Origin of the sequence: Microbispora hainanensis, assembly GCF_036186745.1 — a bacterium.
Classification (GTDB): domain Bacteria; phylum Actinomycetota; class Actinomycetes; order Streptosporangiales; family Streptosporangiaceae; genus Microbispora.
On record NZ_CP108086.1, the window covers coordinates 2,353,673 to 2,371,264 of the forward strand.

Sequence of the window (17,592 nt, forward strand, 5' to 3'; positions counted from 1 at the left end):
GCGGTCATACCTCTCAGGAGGAGTTCTTCGTCGCGCTCCAGCCGCCGTCGACGACGAGGGTGGTGGCGGTGATGTAGGACGCCTCGTCCGACAGCAGGAAGGCGATCGCCGCGGCGACCTCGGCGGGGTCGCCGAACCGCTTGGCGATGGTGGCCTCCACGCTCAGGCGCCGGTCCTCCTCCGCCACGCGGTCCCACGCGGGGGACATGATCGGCCCGGGCAGCACGGTGTTGACGCGCACGTCGGGGCCGTAGTCCACCGCGAGCTGGCGGCCGAGACCCACCAGCGCCGCCTTCGTCGCCGCGTACGCCGGGTGGCCGGGCAGGCCGACGAGGGCGTGCACCGACGAGACGAGGACGACCGCCCCCGACGTCGCCCGCAGATCCTCGTGTAGCGTGCGAAAGGCCAGGTAGGAGGCGGTGAGGTTCACTTCCAGCTGGCGGTTCCACGATGCCGCGCCCAGGTCGTGGACAGGTCTGACGTCCACGACGTAGGCGTTGCTGACGAGCTGCCGCACCGGGCCGAACTCCCGGTGGGCGACGCGGCGGAGCTCCCCCCACGCGCTCTCGTCGCTGACGTCCATGCGCACGAATCTTGCCGTGCCGCCCGCCTCGACGACAGCCGCGGCGACCTCCTCCCCCGCCGGGGAGATGTCGCACAGCAGGACGGGCATGCCCGTCGCGCCGAGGCGCCTGGCGGTAGCCGCGCCGATGCCGGAGGCGGCGCCGGTCACGACCGCGCAGCATCCGGCCTCCGTGGAAGGTCCGGGGAGGTTCACACCGTCACTCTACGATAAGTGTTTTTTTATGACAATTTATTGACAGGCACGTTACGACCGCCTCATCATCTGGACGTGGCGCAGCGCGCCCTACCCGGTGGCGTCGCCAACCGAAGACAGACTCATGGGAGGCCATTCGTGGCATCAGTTCGACTCACGGCGATGCGCTGCATCGCTCTGCTGGCCGTCGGCGCCGTGCTCGCCGCCTGCGGTCAGTCCGCCGGTTCCGGCGGCGCATCGGGCGGGAAACAACAGCTCCGCGTCGGGGTGATCTACCTGGACTCGCAGGGCTTCTACGCCGGCGTGAAGAAGGGCATCGAGACCGCCGCCGCCCAGGACTCCGAGCTCAAACTGCTGGGCAACAACGCGCAGGGTGACGCGGCCAAGGAGTCCTCGTTCATGTCGACCCTGGTCGCCTCCAACGTGGACGCGATCATCACCTCGGCCGTCTCCGCCACGGCGTCCACCCCGGCGATCGCGGCGGCGAGCAAGGCCGGCATTCCGGTCGTCTGCTACAACACCTGCATCAACGACGCGGACGCCAAGAAGTACGTGTGGGGCTACGTCCTGTCCGATCCGTACGTCTTCGGCAAGAAGCTGGGTGAGCAGGCCGGGAAGTACTTCACCTCCCAGAAGATCGACAAGCCGAAGATCGCCATCCTCAACTGCGACTTCGTCGAGGTCTGCAAGGAGCGCAAGCGCGGCTTCAAGGACGGCCTGGCCGAGTCGGTGCCCGGCGCCCAGTACGTCGCCGACCAGGAGGGCGCGGTCGTCGACAAGGCCACCCCGGTCGCCGAGAACATCATCACCGCCAACCCCGAGCTCGACGCGTTCTACGCCGTGGCGGGCGGCGGCACCCTGGCCGGCATCAAGGCCGTCACCACCCGCTCCCGCGTGGGCAAGACCGTCGTCTTCGGCAGCGACATGACCGTCGACATCGCCAAGGCCCTGGTCGACGGCAGCATCCTCAAGGCCGAGATCGACGTCCCCGCGCAGACCGTGGGCAAGCTCGCGTACGAGGCCGCACGCAAGGCGTCGAGCGGCGCCAAGAACGACTCGTTCGTCATCCCGGTCGACCCGATCCTCTACACCGCCGACGACAAGGCCACCAACGAGAAGTGGCTGACCGAGCACGCCGACGGCATCCCGTAAACCGTCCAGGCGACTCGTCCCCATTGAAGGCTCCCAGGAAGGCTCCCATGTCGAACACCGACGTCGTCGCGGAGGTGCGCGCCGGCACCAAGCGCTACCCCGGCGTCACCGCTCTCAGCGACGTCGACTTCGCGGTGCGGCGCGGCGAGGTCCGCGCGCTGCTGGGCAAGAACGGCGCCGGCAAGTCCACCCTGATCAAGGTCCTGTCCGGCGCCGAGCACCTCGACTCGGGCGAGGCGCTCGTACGCGGCACGTCGCTGGCGGGCCTCGGCACGCGCGACGTCGCCGCGCTGGGGGTCGCGACCGTCTACCAGGAGCTGAGCCTGGTGCCGGAGATGACGGTCGCGGAGAACCTGTTCCTGGGGGCCTGGCCGCGCTCGCGCGGCGCGCTCGACCTGCGCAGGATGCGCGCCGACGCGAAGGAGGCGATGGCGCGCATCGGCGTGGACATCGACGTCGACAGCCCGGTCGGCGCGCTGGGCTCCGCCGGGCAGCAGCTCGTGGAGATCGCCCGCGCCGTCGCCCAGCGGCCCACCCTGCTCATCCTCGACGAGCCGACCAGTTCGCTGGCCGCCGCCGAGGTCCGGCAGGTCATCGACGTCGTACGGACCGTCGCGGAGCAGGGCGTGGCGGTCATCTACGTCAGCCACCGCATGGACGAGATCCGGCAGGTGGCCGACACCGCCACGGTCGTCCGCGACGGCAGGATCGTCGAGACGCTGCCGGTGCGCACGGCCTCGACGCACGAGATCGTGGCGATGATGCTCGGCGCGGCGCCCGAGGCCGTCGCGGGCCGGACCCGCCGCCCCAGCGCCGAGCCGCCCGTGCTGTCGGCGCGCGGCCTGGTCAGCGACCGGCTGAACGGCCTCGACATCGACGTGCGGCCCGGCGAGATCCTGGGCATCGCCGGGGTGCTCGGCTCGGGCCGCACCGAGACGCTGCGCGCCCTGGTCGGGCTCGACCGCCCGGCGTCCGGCGAGATCCGTCTGCGCGGCGAGCCCGTACGGCCCGGCGCGTTCGCCGCGATGCTCGCCAAGGGGCTCGGCATGACGCCGGAGAACCGGCGGCGCGAGGGGATCGTGCCGCTGATGGGCGTCGACGAGAACATCGTCATCAGCGACCTGCGCAAGGTGAGCAGGTCGGGCGTGCTGGACCGCCGGGCGATCCGGCAGGCCGCCCGGGCGCTCATCGACCGCCTGGCGATCAAGACGGCCCGCCCGGGGACGCCGATCGGCACGCTCAGCGGCGGCAACCAGCAGAAGGCCGTGCTCGCCCGATGGCTGCACGCGGGAAGCGACGTGCTGCTCCTCGACGAGCCCACCCGCGGCGTGGACGTGGAGGCCAAGCGCCAGATCTACGACCAGATGCGCCTGCTGGCCGACGACGGGCGCGCCGTGGTCTTCGTGTCGAGCGAGGTGGAGGAGCTGGCCGACGTCTGCGACCGGATCGTCGTCCTGCGCGGCGGGCGCGCCGTCGCCGAGCTGAGCGGCGACGAGATCGAGCTGAACCGGGTCATGGCCCTGGCCATTGCCGAGGAGTGAGGGAGAACATGAGCACGACCACGCCCACCGGCCCGCCCGCGACCAAGGCGGACGCCCGGGGCGGGCAACGCAACACCCAACGGCTGAACGAAATCGGGCTCATCGGGGCCATCGTGGTGCTGTTCGTGGTGCTGTCCGCCACCGCGCCGGGCTTCCTGTCCGTGACGAACCAGCTGGCCATCCTGCGCGACGCGGCGACGATCGGCGTCGTGGCCTGGGCGATGACCCTCGTCATCGTGGCCGGTGAGATCGACATCAGCATCGGCCCCGCCGTGGCGTTCTCGTCGGTCCTGCTGGCCAAGGCCACCGGGGAGTGGCACATCCCGTTCGCCCTCGCCGTACTGGTCTGCCTCGCGGTGGGCCTGCTGCTCGGGGCCGGGGCCGGATTCCTGCGCGCCCGCTGGGGCATCCCGTCGTTCGTCGCCACGCTCGGCCTGTGGAGCGCGCTGCGCGGGCTGGCGCAGTACATGACCGACGGCCTGCCGGTGCCGCTGGACGCCAACGGGTTCCTCGACGTGCTGGCCGGGAGCATCCTCGGCATCCCGACCCCGGCCATCATCATGGCCGTCCTGTTCGTCGTGTTCCTCTTCGTGGCCAACCGCACGGCGTACGGCCGCTCGGTCTTCGCGGTCGGCGGCAACGCCGAGGCCGCCCGCCTCGCGGGCATCAACGTCTCGCGGATCCGGGTGATCCTGTTCGCCACGACCGGCCTGCTCGCCGCGGTCAGCGGCCTGCTGCTGGCCGCGCGCCTCGGATCCGGCAACGGCGGCGCGTCGGTGGGCCTCGAATTCGACGTGATCGCCGCGGTCGTGATCGGCGGCACCTCCCTCGCCGGCGGCAAGGGATCGCTGCTCGGCACCCTGCTGGGCGTCGCCTTCATCACCGTCATCGGCAACGGCCTCGTGCTGCTCGGGGTCAACGCCTTCTTCCAGGACGTGGTGCGCGGCGTGATCATCGTCGGCGCCGTGCTGATCAACGTGTTGCTCTCCAAGCGGAACGGAGCCCGTAGCGCATGACCACCATGAAAGGCGTCTACCTGCCCGGCGACTTCACCGCCGTGCTCCGCGACGTGGAGGTGCCCACGCCCGGCCCCGGCCAGCTGCTCGTACGCGTGGGCGCGTCCGGCATCTGCGGCAGCGACCTGTCGTACATCTACCGGGGGCACAAGACCCACGTCGGCCAGGAGGGCGCGGCGTACAAGGGGGTCGTGGCCGGGCACGAGCCCAGCGGCCAGGTCGTGGAGGCCGGGCCGGGCTGCCGCCGGTTCGGGGTGGGCGACCGCGTGATCGTCTACCACATCTCCGGCTGCGGGCTGTGCCCGAACTGCCGCCGCGGCCACATGATCAGCTGCTCCGACCCCGAGCGCAGGTCGGCGTACGGCTGGCAGCGCGACGGCGGCCACGCCGAATACATCCTGGTCGAGGAGAGCACGGCCGTGCCGCTGCCCGACGAGCTGTCCTACGTGGACGGCGCCCTGATCGCCTGCGGGTTCGGCACGGCGTACGAGGGCCTGCTGCGCACCGGGGTCGGCGGGCGCGACGACCTGCTCGTGGTCGGTCTCGGGCCGGTCGGGCTGGCCGCCGCCATGATCTCCCGAGGGCTCGGTGCGACCCGGGTGCTCGGCGTGGAGCGCTCGCCCGAGCGCGCCGCGCACGCCCGGTCGCTCGGCCTGTTCGACGAGGTCCTGATCGCCGACGACGGGGTCGCCGAGGCCCTCGACGAGGCGACCGAAGGACGCGGCTGCTCGGTGACGATGGACTGCTCGGGCTCGGCCGCGGGCCGCAGCGTCGCGATCCGGGGCGCGGCCGAGTGGGGCCGGGTCTCCCTGGTGGGCGAGGGCGGCCGGTTGGAGACGGAGGTCTCCGACCTGCTGCTGCACCGCCAGCTCACCCTGTACGCCTCCTGGGTCACCTCGCTGCAGGCGATGGAGGAGCTGGCCTTCCGCCTGGTGCGGTGGGGCGCGAGCCCGCAGCGGCTGGTGACCGACGTGCTGCCGCTGGAGCAGGCCGACGAGGCATACCGGCTGGCCGACTCCGGGCGCACCGGCAAGGTCTGCCTGGTCCCCGCGCAGCGCGCGTGATGAGCGAGGAGCCGCTGATCACGCTGGCCGCGCCCTGGGGAGAGGCGGTCGTCCTGCCGGGGCGCGGCGGGCGGATCATCTCGCTGCGCGCCGCGGGCCGCGAGTGGCTGTGGCGCAACCCCGACCTGCTCGACGCGTCGCTCGCGCTCACCCCCGCCGCGCGGCGGCTGCCCGCCCCCACCGGGTTCGCGAGCTGGGCCAACTGGGGCGGCGACAAGACCTGGCCCGCCCCGCAGGGATGGTCGTCGCCCGAGGAGTGGGCGGGGCCGCCCGACCCGGTGCTCGACGCCGGTGCGTACGCGGTGCTGGAGCGCGACGACCTGCGCGTACGGCTGCGCAGCGGTGACGACCCGCGCACCGGGCTGGCCGTCACCCGCACGGTGACGATGCAGGCCGACCAGGCGGTCCTCGTGGTCGACAGCGAGCTGGAGAACGTCACCGATCACCCGGTGCGGTGGGCGGCCTGGACGGTGACCCAGTTCGAGACCGAGTCGTTCCGCGGGCACGACGATCCCCGATGCGGGGTGTGGGTCGGGCTGACCGACCGCCACCGGGCGCCGGTGACGCTGTTCGCGCCCGACGGCGCGCCGGTCCTGGAGCGGGTCTCCCCCTCGGCGGGCCGGGTGCCGGTCCGCGACGTCGTCGGCAAGATCGGCATCGGCGGCACGGCCGGATGGCTCGCCGTGGTCGCCCCCGGCGGGGCGACGCTGACGCAGCGGTTCGACGTGCGGCCGGGCGCGCCCTACCCCGACCAGGGCTCCGAGGTCGCGATCTGGATGCAGTACCCCAAGGACGAGGAGCTTGAGGGGCTGGAGGGCCTGCGCCCCACGGCACGGCTGGTCGAGGCCGAGACCATGTCGCCCCTGACCTCGCTCGCCCCCGGAGAGGTGTTGCGCCACCGCGTGACCTGGTCCGTGACGCCGACGCCCCCGCACGTCTGAGTGATCCCGACCGGATAACGTCGGGGCCATGCGGCTTCATGTGGGATGCGCGATGTGGACGCACGCGCCGTGGCAGGGGCGTCTCCTGCCGCACCCGCTTCCTCCGGGGGAGCGGCTGCGCGCCTACGCCACCTGGTGCAACGCGGTCGAGGGCAACACGACGTTCTACGCCACGCCCTCGCGGAGCACGGTGGAGTCGTGGGCGGGGCAGACCGATCCCGGCTTCCGCTTCGTGGTCAAGCTGCCCAGGCCGATCACCCATGAGCGCCGCCTGACCGGGGCCGACGACGACCTGCGGGCCTTCCTCGACGCGATCGAGCCGCTGGGCCCGCGCGCCCACGCGCTGTGGATCCAGCTTCCCGGCTCGTTCGGCCCGGCGGACGCCGGGGCGCTCGCGGCCTTCCTCGGCCGGCTTCCCCGCGACCACCGCTACGCCGTCGAGGTGCGGCACCGCGCGTTCTTCGAGGACACCCGGGCCGCGCGGCTGCTTGAGCGGGTGCTGGCCGTGGCCGGCGCCGAGTGGGTGCCGTTCGACACGACCGTGCTGTTCCGCACCCCGCCGACCAGCGACGCCGAACGGGACGCCTGGTCGAAGAAGCCGCGCGTGCCGCTGCGGACCGCCGCCCTCACCGACCGCCCGATCGTCCGCTACATCGGCCGCGACGACCCGGAGCGTACGGCCGAGGGCTGGCGGCACTGGGTGGAGACCGTCGCCGGATGGCTGCGCGAGGGACGCTCGCCGACCGTGTTCGTGCACACCCCGGACAACGCCGACGCGCCGACGCTCGCCCGGCGCTTCCACGACGACGTACGCGCCGAGGTGCCCGGCCTGGAGCCGCTGCCCGAGCCCATGGCGCCGGAGACGCCGGACGAGCCGCTGACTCTGTTCTGAGCCGGTTCGGAGCTGCCGGTTCGGAGCTGCCGGTTCGGAGCAGCCGGGTCGGACAGCAGGGGTCAGCGCTTGACGGCGCGGAGCACGACGAACTTGGGGTCGCTCGCGACGACCGTGCAGTTGCCGAAGAGCCGGCGCAGCTTCACGTGATAGCCGAGGTGGCGGTTGCCCACCACCCACAGCTCGCCGCCCCGCCGCAGCGCGGCACGCGAGCCGTTGAACATGCGCCAGGCGGTCGCGTCGGTCCTGCCCCGATGGGTGTGGAACGGCGGGTTGTTCAGCACCAGGTCGGCGGTGCCCGGCGGGAAGCCCGCGAGGCCGTCGGCCGCCTCGAAGCGCGCGGCGGCGTCGTCCGGTGCGTTCGCCCGGAAGGTCGCCTCGGCGGAGGCGAGCGCCTGGTAGGACTCGTCGATGAACGTCACCTCGGCCTCGTGGTTCGACAGCGCCGCGGCGAGCCCGATCACCCCGTTGCCGCAGCCGAGGTCGACCACGTGCTCGGGCCCCGTACGCGCGGGCAGGGCGCTGAGCAGGAGGCGGGTGCCCGCGTCGAGGCGCTCGGCGGAGAAGACGCCCGCGTGGTTGACGACGGTCAGGCCGGAGAGCACGCCGATATCGGCGGGCAACGCGTAGCTGCGCGGCCACGGATTCGCGCCGCGCGACAGCCCGGGATCGGGCGAGCAGAAGATCAGCCGCGCCTTCCTGACCGCCAGCGAGGTCCGCGTCGGCCCGAGGACGCGCTCGAACAGCTTCAGCGTCGAGGTGTGGATCTCGGTGACCATCCCCGCGCCGACGACCACCGTGTCCTCGTGCACGTGCGGGGCGAGCCGGTGCAACTGGTCCTCCAGGAGGGCCAGGCTCTTGGGCACCCGCACCAGCAGCACGTCGATCCGGTCCGGCGGCGCGTCCCTGGTCGTGCGCAGCCGTACGGCGTCCGCGCCGAGGCCGTTGCGCTCCAGGTTGGCGCGGGTGGCCTGCTGCCCGAGGAACGAGTCGCTGATCTGCGTGGGACGGTGGACGGGGCGCTGCGCGGCGAGCGCGGTGGCCAGTGAGGTGGACAGTGCAGTGGCCAGTGCGGTGGACAGGGCGCCCCACCGGTCGCCCACCACGACCAGGCTCCCGGACAGGTCCACCGGCCCGCCCTCGCGCTCGTCGAGGTGCCGCAGCAGGTAGGCGTCGGCCGCGTCCCACGCGCGGAGCGGGTCGCGGGGATCCTCGGGAAAGCGGGCGAGGTCGAGATCCCCCCGCGCCGTCGTCATACGGTCCATCGCCGCTCAGGCTAGTGGGCCCTCCGCCCGGGTCCGTGCGATGAGTCCCCATCAGCCGCGCGTGACGTCTCGGGACAGGCGTCCCGGCGGTGGTGGCAGAGGCCGTCCACCCGTGACCCGGGCGTGCTCAGGGAGCGCTGTCCGAAGTCGTCTCGACTTTCGTGTGGAGGATCTCGCGGGCCTGGTCAGCGGCCCGGACGATGCTCTCGGAGACGAAGGCGACGAAGCGTGCGATGTTCTCCAGACGGGCGGCGGCCGCGGTTCCGGGGCCGAGGACGCCGACGCCCTGTCGTGCGACCTCGCCGAGGTGGGCGGTGGCACGGGCGCTGGCCATCATCGACTGATACAAGACGTCGTCGTCGACGACGTAGCGCTCGCGGCGGCGTTCGTCGCGTTCCCGGCGGATCAGGCCCTGGCTCTCCAGGAACGTGGTCGCCTTGGAGACGGACGCCGGGCTGACCTGAAGGCGTCCGGCGAGTTGGGAGGCGCTGAGGCTGCCGGCGTCGGTGGTGTAGAGGCCGGCCAGCACCCGTGCCGTCATCTTGGGCAGGCCCGATTGCATGAAGACCGTGGCCAACACCTCCTCGTACTCGCGCACCGCCTCGGCATCGCGTCCGTGGGCCTGGGAGGGGGCGCCGGGCTCCCGGGGCGCGGTCTTCCTGCGGCGGTGGGTGCGGTGTTCGGTCGCGCGGTGGGCCAGGTCGGCGCGGTAGGCGGTGGGGCCGCCGTTTCGCATCACCTCACGCGTGATCGTCGAAGTGGGGCGGCCGAGTCCTCTGGCGATCTCCGCGTAGGCGAGGCCGTCGGCCAGTCCCAGCGCGATCTGCTGGCGGTCCTGCTGGGTGAGCCTGCCTCCCGGCATCGCGGTCTCCTCCGTGGTCTGTGGCCCCTCCACCATAGCGTTCACTTTCTATCGGTTGCAACGAACGAGCGAAGCTATGTTGCGTTGACTTCAGAACCATTGCAACGATTCTATGGCTGTGAACTGCGATTATTGGTCTACAACGCAAGAATCAAGTTGCAGTAGTTGGAAACGCAACGTAGCGTTTCCGGTGTACGAAACGAGCGTCCGACTCATCGCCGACCTGAAGGAGCCCCACCATGTCCGTCACTCTCACCGGCCAGGGCCGCCCGGAGCTGCAGAAGATCATCGAGGAGATGGTCGATTCCGGTTTCGTCGGGGTGACGCTGCGGGTGCACGACGAGCACGGCGAGTGGACCGGCAGCGCCGGGCTGCGCGAGCTGGGCGGGATCGAAGAGCCGCCGATCGACGGGCACGTCCGGATCGGCAGCAACACCAAGACCTTCACCGCCACGGTGGTGCTGCAACTGGTGGCCGAGGGCAAACTCGGGCTGGACACCGCGGTGGACGACTATCTGCCCGAGTTCGGGCTGGACCGGCGGATCACGGTGCGGATGCTGCTGCAGCACACCAGCGGGGTGTTCAACTTCACCGGCGAGTACTTCGAGGACGGCACGTTCGTTCCGGGGATCCCCGCCACCCCCGCGGGCAGGGAATGGGTGGACAACCGGTTCCGCACCTACCGGCCGGAGGAACTGGTCCGGCTGGCGTTGTCCAAGCCCGCACGGTTCGAGCCGGGCACCGATTGGAGCTACTCCAACACCAACTACGTGCTGGCCAGACTGCTGATCGAGAAGGTCACCGGCTGCTCGGTCGCCGAGGAGATGCAGCGGCTGATCCTGGGACCGCTCGACCTGACCGGCACCATTCAGCCGGCCGTCGAGACCGGGATCCCCGAGCCGCACGCCCACGCCTACTACCGATATGAGGAGGACGGCCAGACCCGGACGGTCGACGTCACCCGCCACAACCCGTCCTGGATCTCCTCCGGCGGCGACATGATCTCCACTACCTGCGACCTGCACACGTTCATCTCCGCACTGCTGGGCGGCAGGCTGCTGCCGGCCGGGCTGCTGGCCGAGATGTGCACGCCCGAGACGAAGGCCGGGTACGGCCTGGGGGTGTTCGTCCAGGAGAGGCCGGGCGGCGGAACCGTCATCACGCACAACGGCGGCATGGCGGGTCACGCGGCGCTGATGTACAGCACGCCCGACGGCAGCACGACCCTGACCGCCGCCCTGAACTATGTGGACGACGCCACGATGTCCATGGGAGTGGCGTTCCAGCAGGCGACGCAGCGCCTCGTCGCCGAGGTGTTCGGCGACGGGCGGGCCGGATCGGCCGAGGCGGCCGAGCCGGCCCGGCAGACGCGCTGAGCACCCGGGGCGGAGGGCCCGGCGGTGGGCTCAGGGACGGCGGCGGGCCGTCCAGAGCCACATCGCCGTCAGGGCGGCGATCGCGACGACGCCCCCGACGGCCATGCCGGCGAGGAAGCCCGGCTCGTCGCCGTCCGACGGCTCCCACAGGATCGCGGGCACGATCACGGCGAGCAGGGCCACGGCCAGCACGAGATAGAACCGCCGGCTGAAGAAGACGCTGCGGGTGGGCGCCGCGGGCGGGGAGTCGAGCTGCGCGGCAGGTCCCACGCTGGCGGCTTTGGGCCGCTTGAAATACCGGTAGTACACCCAGGTGCCGCAGGGCTCCCAGCCCTCGGGCGCCAGGCGGGCGGCCAGTGCGGAGCCGCCGATCGACAGTTCCCGGCGATACTCCCACCGCTGCGGCCGTTCCGGGTCGCGGTGGCTGACGAACCTGCCGATGTGGTCGACCCGGTCGATCTCCCAGCCCTGGTCGCCGAGCCGGGCCAGCATCTGACGGTCGGTGAAGATGTCGGCGGTCCACCGCCACTCGGTGGCGTCCGTCGCGTCGGCCTCGGGCGCTCGCGCCGCCAGCAACTGCCCGGCGAACTCGCCCACCGGCCCGAACTCCTCCTCCGGGTCGCCGCCGGTCTCCGCGACGTACGACGCCAGGTCGGCGATGGTGGCCTCGACCTGATCGGCGGGCACGCCGCCCTCGCGTAACAGGGCCCGCAGCTCGTCGAGGTAGGCGCTCACTTCAGCCCTCCCGTGGCCAGCCCTCCCGAGGCCAGCATCGTGCGTACGGACTCGTCGAACGCCAGCCACAGGCGGCCCTGCTCGGCCAGCGTCCGCCTGCCCTGCTCGGTCAGCCGGTAGTAACGCCGGCCCGGCCCGCGCTCGGTCACCCGGAACTCGGCCGACACCAGGCCCGCCTCCTCCAGGCGGTTGAGCACGGGATAGAGCGTGCCTCCCCGGATCTGCCCGAGCCCCGAACCGGCGAGCATCTTGGCGATCTCGTAGCCGTAGTTCTCGCCCTCCGTCAGGCTGGCCAGCACCAGCAGGTCGAGGACGCCCTTGAGCCAGCTCGCGCGGCGGTCGGTCGCCATGTGCTTCATCCTCGCACGGTAGGACCACTATCTAGACCGCGTGACCGACCGTCTTCGGGGCGGGCCGTGGCGTGAACACGAGGCCCCTGATGTCCATCAGGGCGTGCATCAGGATCGGCAGCAGGACGCTGCCGGTGGTGAGGTAGAGGGCGGTGAACACGCAACCGGCGATGGCCACCCCGAGCATGCTCGTCCATCCCTGGTAGAGGTGGCCCACCACGAAGACCGCCAGGGCCAGGGCGGCGGCCACGGTGGTGTTCAGACCCAGCGCGCCGACGCCGAGCGCGATGAGCAGGCCACGGTAGACGATCTCTTCGCAGACACCGGCGGTCACCGACATCGCGAGGGCGTGCCACCGCTCGGCGGACGTGCGCGGCAGCAGCTCCCGCACACCCTCCAGGCCGGGCATGGTCCGGCCGGAACCGGCCAGCCGGCGCGCCGTCACGATGCTGATCACGAAGGCCCCCGCCATGCCGGCGACCGCCGGGGCGACCGTGCCGAAGTGGCTCGGCATCGCGAAGCCCAGATCCGCGAGGCCGACCCCCGGCGACAGCACCAGGACCAGCGCCGTCACGGCGACCCAGGCCCACTCCTCGGCGATCCACTGCCGGTACGCCCGCACCAGCGCCCCGGGGTCGTGGTCGCGGAGTCGCGCCAGCCGGTCGTACTGACGCTTGCCCAGCACGGGGGCGGCGAAGGCCAGATAGGCGGCCAGCGCGCCCGCCAGGAGCAGGCCCGGGGTCGAGAAGCTCGCAGAGATGTCCATGGATCGCCGCCCTTCTTAGCCATGTTGGCGATCTAGACGATAAGGCGAGCTAGTTAGGAATGCAACCTATTCGGATCGCGATGGGTCAGAGATCCGCCGGACCGCGGCGACATCGAACTCCAGCACCACCTTCTTGCCGACCAGGCCCGCGGCGGCGATCGAGGCGACACCCCAGTCCTTGCGGTTGATCGTGGCGCCGCCCGTGAAACGAACCCGGACACCGCCCTGCGGGTCGTGCTCGGCGCCGATCCGTTCGAGGACCACGGTGACCGGCTTGGTCACGCCGCGGATGGTCAGGTCACCGGTGACTTCGAAGGTGGTCGCGCCGGTCTGCCGTGCCGCGGTCGAGACGAAGGTGATGGTCGGGTGGGCGGCCAGGTTCAGAAACCTGCCGCGCAGCATCTCGTCGCGTCGCGCATTGCGGGTATGGATGCTGCCGGCCTGGATCGTGAGCTCGACGTTCGACTTGGCCGGGTCGTCGCCGTCCAGGTGCGCGCGGCCCTCGAACTCCTCGAACCACCCGCGCACCTTGGGACCGATCGTGTGCCGGGCGACGAAGCCGATCCGGGTGCGGGCGATGTCGAGGGTGTAGTCGCCGGTCAGAGCCGCGGTTGTCACGCTGGTCGCTCCTGGGGAAAAGGGGAGGCGGTGATCCTTCGCCTGCCGCCTCTCCGGTGGTGTGGTGTGTCCAGCATCAAGGCACGTCAGCGGCGGAACAATGTACGATTCGCGGGGCGATCCATAACAGTGGGGTTATCAGTGGAGCTGCGCGACATCGAGATCTTCCTCACGCTGGCGGAGGAGTTGCACTTCGGCCGCACGGCGGAACGGCTTCACGTGTCCCAGGCCCGCGTCAGCCAGGCCATCAGCAAGCAGGAACGGCGCCTCGGCGTGGCCCTGTTCGATCGCACCAGCCGGCGGGTGGCCCTGACCCCTGTGGGCCGGCGCCTCCGGGAAGACCTCCAGCAGGCCCTCGACCTGATCAAGGCGGGGCTCGCCCGCGCCGAGGCGGCCGGTCTGCGCACGGGTCAGACCTTGCGGCTGGGCGTGTTCGGTCATGCCGCGCACGAACTGCGCCCCCTCGTCGACGCGTTCCGCGCCCGCTGCCCGGGCGGCGACGTCCAGTTCGGCGAGATCTACGGCAGCGACCCGTTCACCGCCCTGCGCACCGGAGAGCACGACGTGAACGTGCTGTGGTTGCCCATCGCCGAACCGGACCTCACGGTCGGCCCGACCGTGCTCACCGGGGGCCGCGTGCTGGCCGTGCCGGCGGACCATCCGCTCGCCGGGCGCGGCACCGCGTCCCTGGAGGACCTCGCCGACAACCATGTCGTCGACCTCGGCCCCGGCGCCCCCGAGTATTGGGTCGAGTCCATGGTCCCCACGCGTACACCGCTCGGCCGCCGTATCCCGCGCGGGCCCGCGGCGCGGACTTTCCACGAGATCCTTTCCCTGGTGGCCTCCGGGCAGTGCGTCCACCCGCTGGGCGAGATCGCCGCCCGCTACAACAGACCTCCCGGAGTCGTGTTCCTGCCCATCCACGACGCCCCCGCCCTCCACTGGGCCCTGACATGGCGCTCCACCGCCGACAACCCCGCGATCCACGTGCTGGCGCAGACCGCCGCCGACCTCGGCCCCATCTCGCTGTGAGAGCGGCGACGGGAACGCGGTCCGCCGCGCGGTGAGAAAGCGGTGAGAAAGTGGTTCAGAGACGATCAACGGCTGTGCTAGCGTTCGCGGCATGAAGCGCGCCTGCCTGACGACGACGCCGGAGACCGTCCCGGCGCGCTGACACGTACTTTCGACGAAGCCCCGGGGCGAGTGCCCCGGGGCTTCGTCGTCCGGTCACTCGCCTCGCCGCACACGAACCGCGAGGAGACCGCGATGCACGACCACCCGATGCACGACCACCGCAAGCTGGGCCGCGAGCTCGGCCTGTTCGACACCGACCCGCTGATCGGCTCGGGGCTGCCTTATTGGCTGCCCGACGGAGCCGTGATCCGCCACACCCTGGAGGAGTACATCCGCGACGCCGAACGGCGCGCGGGCTACCGGCACGTGTACTCCCCCGTGCTCGGCAAACGGGAGCTGTACGAGATCTCCGGGCACTGGTCGCACTACAGCGACGACATGTTCCCGCCCATGGACCTCGGGGGAGAGCAGGTCGTGCTGCGGCCGAGCCTGTGCCCCCACCACGCGCTGATCTACCGCTCGCGCTCGCACAGCTATCGCGAGCTGCCGCTGCGCGTCGCCGAGCTGGGCGGCATGTACCGCTCCGAGCTGTCGGGCGTGCTCGGCGGGCTCACCCGCGTGCGGGCGATCCAGCTCAACGACGCGCACATCTTCTGCACCCTCGACCAGGTCGCCGCCGAGGCCGCCGGGGCACTGGAGATGATCGGGCGCGCCTACGCCGCCCTCGGCATCCGCCCGGTCCGCTACCGGCTGTCCCTGCCCGGGGCCGGCGGCAAGTACGTCGCCGCCCCCGAGATGTGGCGGCGGGCGACCGCCATGCTGACCGACGTCCTCGACCGCTCCGGCCTGCCGTACGAGGCGGTCGAGGGCGAGGCGGCGTTCTACGGCCCGAAGATCGACGTGCAGATCGCCGACGGTGCGGGACGGGAGGCCACCCTGTCCACCGTGCAGGTCGACTTCCACCAGCCCGAGCAGTTCGACCTGCACTACATCGGCCCGGACGGCGGCAGGCACCGACCGGTCATGGTCCACCGCAGCATCATCGGCAGCGTCGAGCGGGCCGTGGCGCACCTCATCGAGGTGTACGGCGGCGCCTTCCCGGCCTGGCTCGCCCCCACCCAGGTGGTGGTCCTGCCGGTGACCGAGGCCGAGCTGCCCCGGGCCGAGGCGCTCGTACGGCGCTGCGCCGAGCTGGGCCTGCGGGCGGAGGTCTCCGGGCCCGAGCACGGCAGCCTGGGCGCCCGCGTCCGGGCCGCCCGGCTGGCGCCCTACCAGGCCGTGATCGGTGCGAAGGAGGCCGCGGGCGACGAGATCGCGCTGCGCCTGCGCGACGGCCGTGCCCTCGACGCGATGCCCGCCGCCGAGGCGCTGGCCCGCATCGGCGACCTCGTCGCGGCCCGCACCACCGCCCTGTGGGAGCCGGCCGTCCAGCGGGCCTGACGTGCACCGGCGAGGCTGACGACGCCGGTGCGGTCAGCCTCCGTCGCCGGTGAGCCGGGCGAACAGGCGCGCGGCGTCGGGCTGCTTCCACTCGATCCGGTTCGGGTCCTTCTCGTAGGGCCGCCAGGGCACGGTCAGGGCCGTGACCCGGGTGCCGGCCCGTCGCACGTCCTCCGCCAGCGCGAGCATGGTGTCCAGGTCCAGACCCGCGTCCGTGGTGACGGACGTCGCGGCCACGCGGACGAGAGCGGACAGGGCGGCGGGGGTGTCGATACGCGAGACCTTCTTGAGCATCGCCTGCATCAGGGCCATGTTCCGCTTGATGCGGGCGATGTCGGAGCCGTCGCCCACATAGCGCAGGCGCGCGTACGCCACGGCGGTCTCGCCGTCGACCACCGAGCGGCCGGCCGGCAGCCTGAGCTTCGACCTGGGGTCGTCCACGGCACGGGGGAGGGTGACCTCGACGCCGCCGAGCGCGTCGACCAGCTTCGCCAGCCCGTCGTAACGGACGGCGACGGCGTGGTCGACGCGCACGCCCGTGGCGGTCTCCACGGTCTTCCACGCGCAGGTCAGGCCGCCGATCGCATACGCCTGGTTGATCATGTCCTCATGTGCGGCGATGGTCCGGCCGTCGGCCGACCGGCACTGCGGGATCCGGACCATGGAGTCGCGGGGCAGGCTGACGGCCGTCGCCTGCTTCCGGTCGGCGGACAGCCGCAGGAGGACCATGAGGTCGCTGCGCTCGCCCAGGTCGCCGACGCGTGCGGACGTCGGGCGCCGGTCGGAGCCGAGGAGCAGCACGGTCAGGGCCTCGCCCTTCTTGGGAGGACGGTCTCCCGCGGGCGGCGCCACGGTGTGCGCGCCGGTCGTCCCGCGCAGCAGCACGGTCGGCACCACGACCAGCGCGGCGGTGACCACGGCGACCGCCGCCAGGGCGATCCAGCCCGCCCGGCGTCCGCCGGTGAACCACGTCGGGCGCCGGCGGCGCCCGCCCGCCGCCTCGTCGAGCAGGCGGCTCCGCTGGCGCGCGAGCCCTGCCGGGGGCTCATGTTCGAGGTCGAGGTCGCGGCCGAGGTCGCGGAGCATCGTGAGGTCGTCCATGGCTACTCCTCGTCCCGCAGCGGATTGGTGTGGCCGAGCGCCTCGCGCACCTTGCGACGCGCCCGGTTGAGACGTGAACGCACGGTGCCCACGGGGATGCCGAGGGCCTGCGCCACCTCCTCGTACGTCAGGTCGGCCCACGCGATGAGCAGCAGGACGTCGCGGTCGCCCTTCGGCAGGCGCGCCAGCGCGGCGGCCAGCAGCGGGCGTACGGCCGTCGCGCGCACGCCGTCCTCGACGCGCTCGGCGGGGGACTCCGCGACGTCGTCGAGCGGGCTGCGGGTGAGCGCCCGATAGCGGGCGGCCTCGTCACGGTGGTGCCGGGAGACCAGCTTGCTGACGATGCCGAACAACCAGGGACGGGCGTCGGGGCGGGTCAGGTCGTAACGGTCCCGGCGCCGGAACGCCACCAGGAACGTCTCGCCCACCAGGTCCTCGGCGACCTCGGGGCCGAGGCGGCGGGACACGTAGCGGTAGAGCATCGAGGCGTAGCGGTCGAACAGCGCCGCGAACGCCTCGGGCCGCGCCCTGGACTCGGCGATCAGATCCGAGTCCAGGCGTGGAGTGGCAAGGGGAATCATCGACGACACCATGGCATCGAGCCGGCCTGACCCTTCGTGG

General features: G+C 72.0%; 18 protein-coding genes. 9 read left to right on the forward strand and 9 right to left on the reverse strand.

What is annotated here, in order from left to right; translation table 11 throughout:
• Positions 1 to 13: 13 nt before the first annotated feature.
• Positions 14 to 778: an SDR family NAD(P)-dependent oxidoreductase gene (locus OHB01_RS10905; protein WP_142649143.1), complete on the reverse strand. Its 765-nt coding sequence runs from the start codon at positions 776 to 778 to the stop codon at positions 14 to 16.
• 162 nt (positions 779 to 940) lie between these two features.
• Between OHB01_RS10905 and OHB01_RS10910 the strand changes: the two genes are divergently transcribed.
• Genes OHB01_RS10910 through OHB01_RS10935 form a run of 6 tightly spaced genes read left to right on the forward strand, consistent with a single transcriptional unit; the run spans position 941 to position 7,384 of the window.
• Complete coding sequence (locus OHB01_RS10910) at positions 941 to 1,930, forward strand: substrate-binding domain-containing protein (RefSeq protein ID WP_142649144.1); 990 nt, start codon at positions 941 to 943, stop codon at positions 1,928 to 1,930.
• 47 nt (positions 1,931 to 1,977) lie between these two features.
• Positions 1,978 to 3,471 (forward strand): sugar ABC transporter ATP-binding protein, encoded by a 1,494-nt coding sequence (locus OHB01_RS10915; RefSeq protein ID WP_147943291.1) that lies wholly within the window; start codon positions 1,978 to 1,980, stop codon positions 3,469 to 3,471.
• A gap of 8 nt (positions 3,472 to 3,479) precedes the next feature.
• Positions 3,480 to 4,487, forward strand: coding sequence for an ABC transporter permease (locus tag OHB01_RS10920; protein WP_142649146.1), 1,008 nt, complete (start codon positions 3,480 to 3,482; stop codon positions 4,485 to 4,487).
• Positions 4,484 to 5,551, forward strand: coding sequence for a zinc-dependent alcohol dehydrogenase family protein (locus OHB01_RS10925; protein ID WP_205830536.1), 1,068 nt, complete (start codon positions 4,484 to 4,486; stop codon positions 5,549 to 5,551). The genes OHB01_RS10920 and OHB01_RS10925 overlap by 4 nt, the downstream gene beginning before the upstream one ends.
• Positions 5,551 to 6,492, forward strand: a complete 942-nt coding sequence (locus OHB01_RS10930) for a DUF4380 domain-containing protein (protein WP_328855296.1) — start codon at positions 5,551 to 5,553, stop codon at positions 6,490 to 6,492. The genes OHB01_RS10925 and OHB01_RS10930 overlap by 1 nt, the downstream gene beginning before the upstream one ends.
• 28 nt (positions 6,493 to 6,520) lie before the next feature.
• On the forward strand, positions 6,521 to 7,384 hold the full coding sequence (locus OHB01_RS10935; RefSeq protein ID WP_142649148.1) for a DUF72 domain-containing protein: 864 nt from the start codon (positions 6,521 to 6,523) through the stop codon (positions 7,382 to 7,384).
• Between the two features lie 62 nt (positions 7,385 to 7,446).
• Here OHB01_RS10935 and OHB01_RS10940 read toward each other — a convergent pair whose 3' ends face one another.
• A complete protein-coding gene (locus OHB01_RS10940; RefSeq protein WP_142649149.1) occupies positions 7,447 to 8,649 on the reverse strand; it encodes a methyltransferase in 1,203 nt (400 codons plus the stop codon).
• Between the two features lie 127 nt (positions 8,650 to 8,776).
• On the reverse strand, positions 8,777 to 9,511 hold the full coding sequence (locus OHB01_RS10945; RefSeq protein WP_142649233.1) for a helix-turn-helix domain-containing protein: 735 nt from the start codon (positions 9,509 to 9,511) through the stop codon (positions 8,777 to 8,779).
• 239 nt (positions 9,512 to 9,750) lie between these two features.
• Between OHB01_RS10945 and OHB01_RS10950 the strand changes: the two genes are divergently transcribed.
• Positions 9,751 to 10,887, forward strand: coding sequence for a serine hydrolase domain-containing protein (locus OHB01_RS10950; protein ID WP_328855297.1), 1,137 nt, complete (start codon positions 9,751 to 9,753; stop codon positions 10,885 to 10,887).
• 30 nt (positions 10,888 to 10,917) lie between these two features.
• On the opposite strand, the gene OHB01_RS10955 is transcribed toward OHB01_RS10950, so the two are convergent.
• From OHB01_RS10955 to OHB01_RS10970, 4 genes are all read right to left on the reverse strand, one after another.
• Positions 10,918 to 11,622, reverse strand: coding sequence for a hypothetical protein (locus tag OHB01_RS10955; protein WP_142649151.1), 705 nt, complete (start codon positions 11,620 to 11,622; stop codon positions 10,918 to 10,920).
• Positions 11,619 to 11,972, reverse strand: a complete 354-nt coding sequence (locus OHB01_RS10960) for a PadR family transcriptional regulator (RefSeq protein ID WP_142649234.1) — start codon at positions 11,970 to 11,972, stop codon at positions 11,619 to 11,621. The genes OHB01_RS10955 and OHB01_RS10960 overlap by 4 nt, the downstream gene beginning before the upstream one ends.
• A gap of 31 nt (positions 11,973 to 12,003) precedes the next feature.
• Entirely contained in the window at positions 12,004 to 12,738 is a 735-nt protein-coding gene (locus OHB01_RS10965; RefSeq protein WP_328855298.1) for a CPBP family intramembrane glutamic endopeptidase, read from the reverse strand.
• Positions 12,739 to 12,804: 66 nt separating this feature from the next.
• On the reverse strand, positions 12,805 to 13,356 hold the full coding sequence (locus OHB01_RS10970; RefSeq protein ID WP_147943298.1) for a YceI family protein: 552 nt from the start codon (positions 13,354 to 13,356) through the stop codon (positions 12,805 to 12,807).
• A gap of 141 nt (positions 13,357 to 13,497) precedes the next feature.
• Between OHB01_RS10970 and OHB01_RS10975 the strand changes: the two genes are divergently transcribed.
• Complete coding sequence (locus tag OHB01_RS10975; protein WP_142649154.1) at positions 13,498 to 14,388, forward strand: LysR family transcriptional regulator; 891 nt, start codon at positions 13,498 to 13,500, stop codon at positions 14,386 to 14,388.
• Between the two features lie 234 nt (positions 14,389 to 14,622).
• Positions 14,623 to 15,870 (forward strand): threonine--tRNA ligase, encoded by a 1,248-nt coding sequence (thrS, locus tag OHB01_RS10980; protein ID WP_142649155.1) that lies wholly within the window; start codon positions 14,623 to 14,625, stop codon positions 15,868 to 15,870.
• Positions 15,871 to 15,903: 33 nt separating this feature from the next.
• Here thrS and OHB01_RS10985 read toward each other — a convergent pair whose 3' ends face one another.
• Both OHB01_RS10985 and OHB01_RS10990 read right to left on the reverse strand, forming a co-directional pair.
• Positions 15,904 to 16,971 carry an LCP family protein gene (locus OHB01_RS10985; protein WP_328855299.1) on the reverse strand — a complete coding sequence of 356 codons (1,068 nt, stop codon included), beginning with the start codon at positions 16,969 to 16,971 and terminating at the stop codon, positions 15,904 to 15,906.
• 2 nt (positions 16,972 to 16,973) lie between these two features.
• Entirely contained in the window at positions 16,974 to 17,552 is a 579-nt protein-coding gene (locus OHB01_RS10990; RefSeq protein WP_185949008.1) for an RNA polymerase sigma factor, read from the reverse strand.
• Between the last annotated feature and the right edge of the window lie 40 nt (positions 17,553 to 17,592).

What these genes read in the sequence shown, in the direction of transcription:
- OHB01_RS10915 (WP_147943291.1), top strand. Translation starts at nt 1,978, where the DNA reads ATGTCGAACACCGACGTCGTCGCGGAGGTGCGCGCCGGCACCAAGCGC.
- OHB01_RS10940 (WP_142649149.1), bottom strand. Translation starts at nt 8,649, where the DNA reads ATGGACCGTATGACGACGGCGCGGGGGGATCTCGACCTCGCCCGCTTT.
- OHB01_RS10950 (WP_328855297.1), top strand. Translation starts at nt 9,751, where the DNA reads ATGTCCGTCACTCTCACCGGCCAGGGCCGCCCGGAGCTGCAGAAGATC.
- OHB01_RS10965 (WP_328855298.1), bottom strand. Translation starts at nt 12,738, where the DNA reads ATGGACATCTCTGCGAGCTTCTCGACCCCGGGCCTGCTCCTGGCGGGC.
- thrS (WP_142649155.1), top strand. Translation starts at nt 14,623, where the DNA reads ATGCACGACCACCCGATGCACGACCACCGCAAGCTGGGCCGCGAGCTC.
- OHB01_RS10960 (WP_142649234.1), bottom strand. Translation starts at nt 11,972, where the DNA reads ATGGCGACCGACCGCCGCGCGAGCTGGCTCAAGGGCGTCCTCGACCTG.
- OHB01_RS10935 (WP_142649148.1), top strand. Translation starts at nt 6,521, where the DNA reads ATGCGGCTTCATGTGGGATGCGCGATGTGGACGCACGCGCCGTGGCAG.
- OHB01_RS10930 (WP_328855296.1), top strand. Translation starts at nt 5,551, where the DNA reads ATGAGCGAGGAGCCGCTGATCACGCTGGCCGCGCCCTGGGGAGAGGCG.
- OHB01_RS10985 (WP_328855299.1), bottom strand. Translation starts at nt 16,971, where the DNA reads ATGGACGACCTCACGATGCTCCGCGACCTCGGCCGCGACCTCGACCTC.
- OHB01_RS10990 (WP_185949008.1), bottom strand. Translation starts at nt 17,552, where the DNA reads ATGATTCCCCTTGCCACTCCACGCCTGGACTCGGATCTGATCGCCGAG.
- OHB01_RS10920 (WP_142649146.1), top strand. Translation starts at nt 3,480, where the DNA reads ATGAGCACGACCACGCCCACCGGCCCGCCCGCGACCAAGGCGGACGCC.
- OHB01_RS10945 (WP_142649233.1), bottom strand. Translation starts at nt 9,511, where the DNA reads ATGCCGGGAGGCAGGCTCACCCAGCAGGACCGCCAGCAGATCGCGCTG.
- OHB01_RS10925 (WP_205830536.1), top strand. Translation starts at nt 4,484, where the DNA reads ATGACCACCATGAAAGGCGTCTACCTGCCCGGCGACTTCACCGCCGTG.
- OHB01_RS10910 (WP_142649144.1), top strand. Translation starts at nt 941, where the DNA reads ATGCGCTGCATCGCTCTGCTGGCCGTCGGCGCCGTGCTCGCCGCCTGC.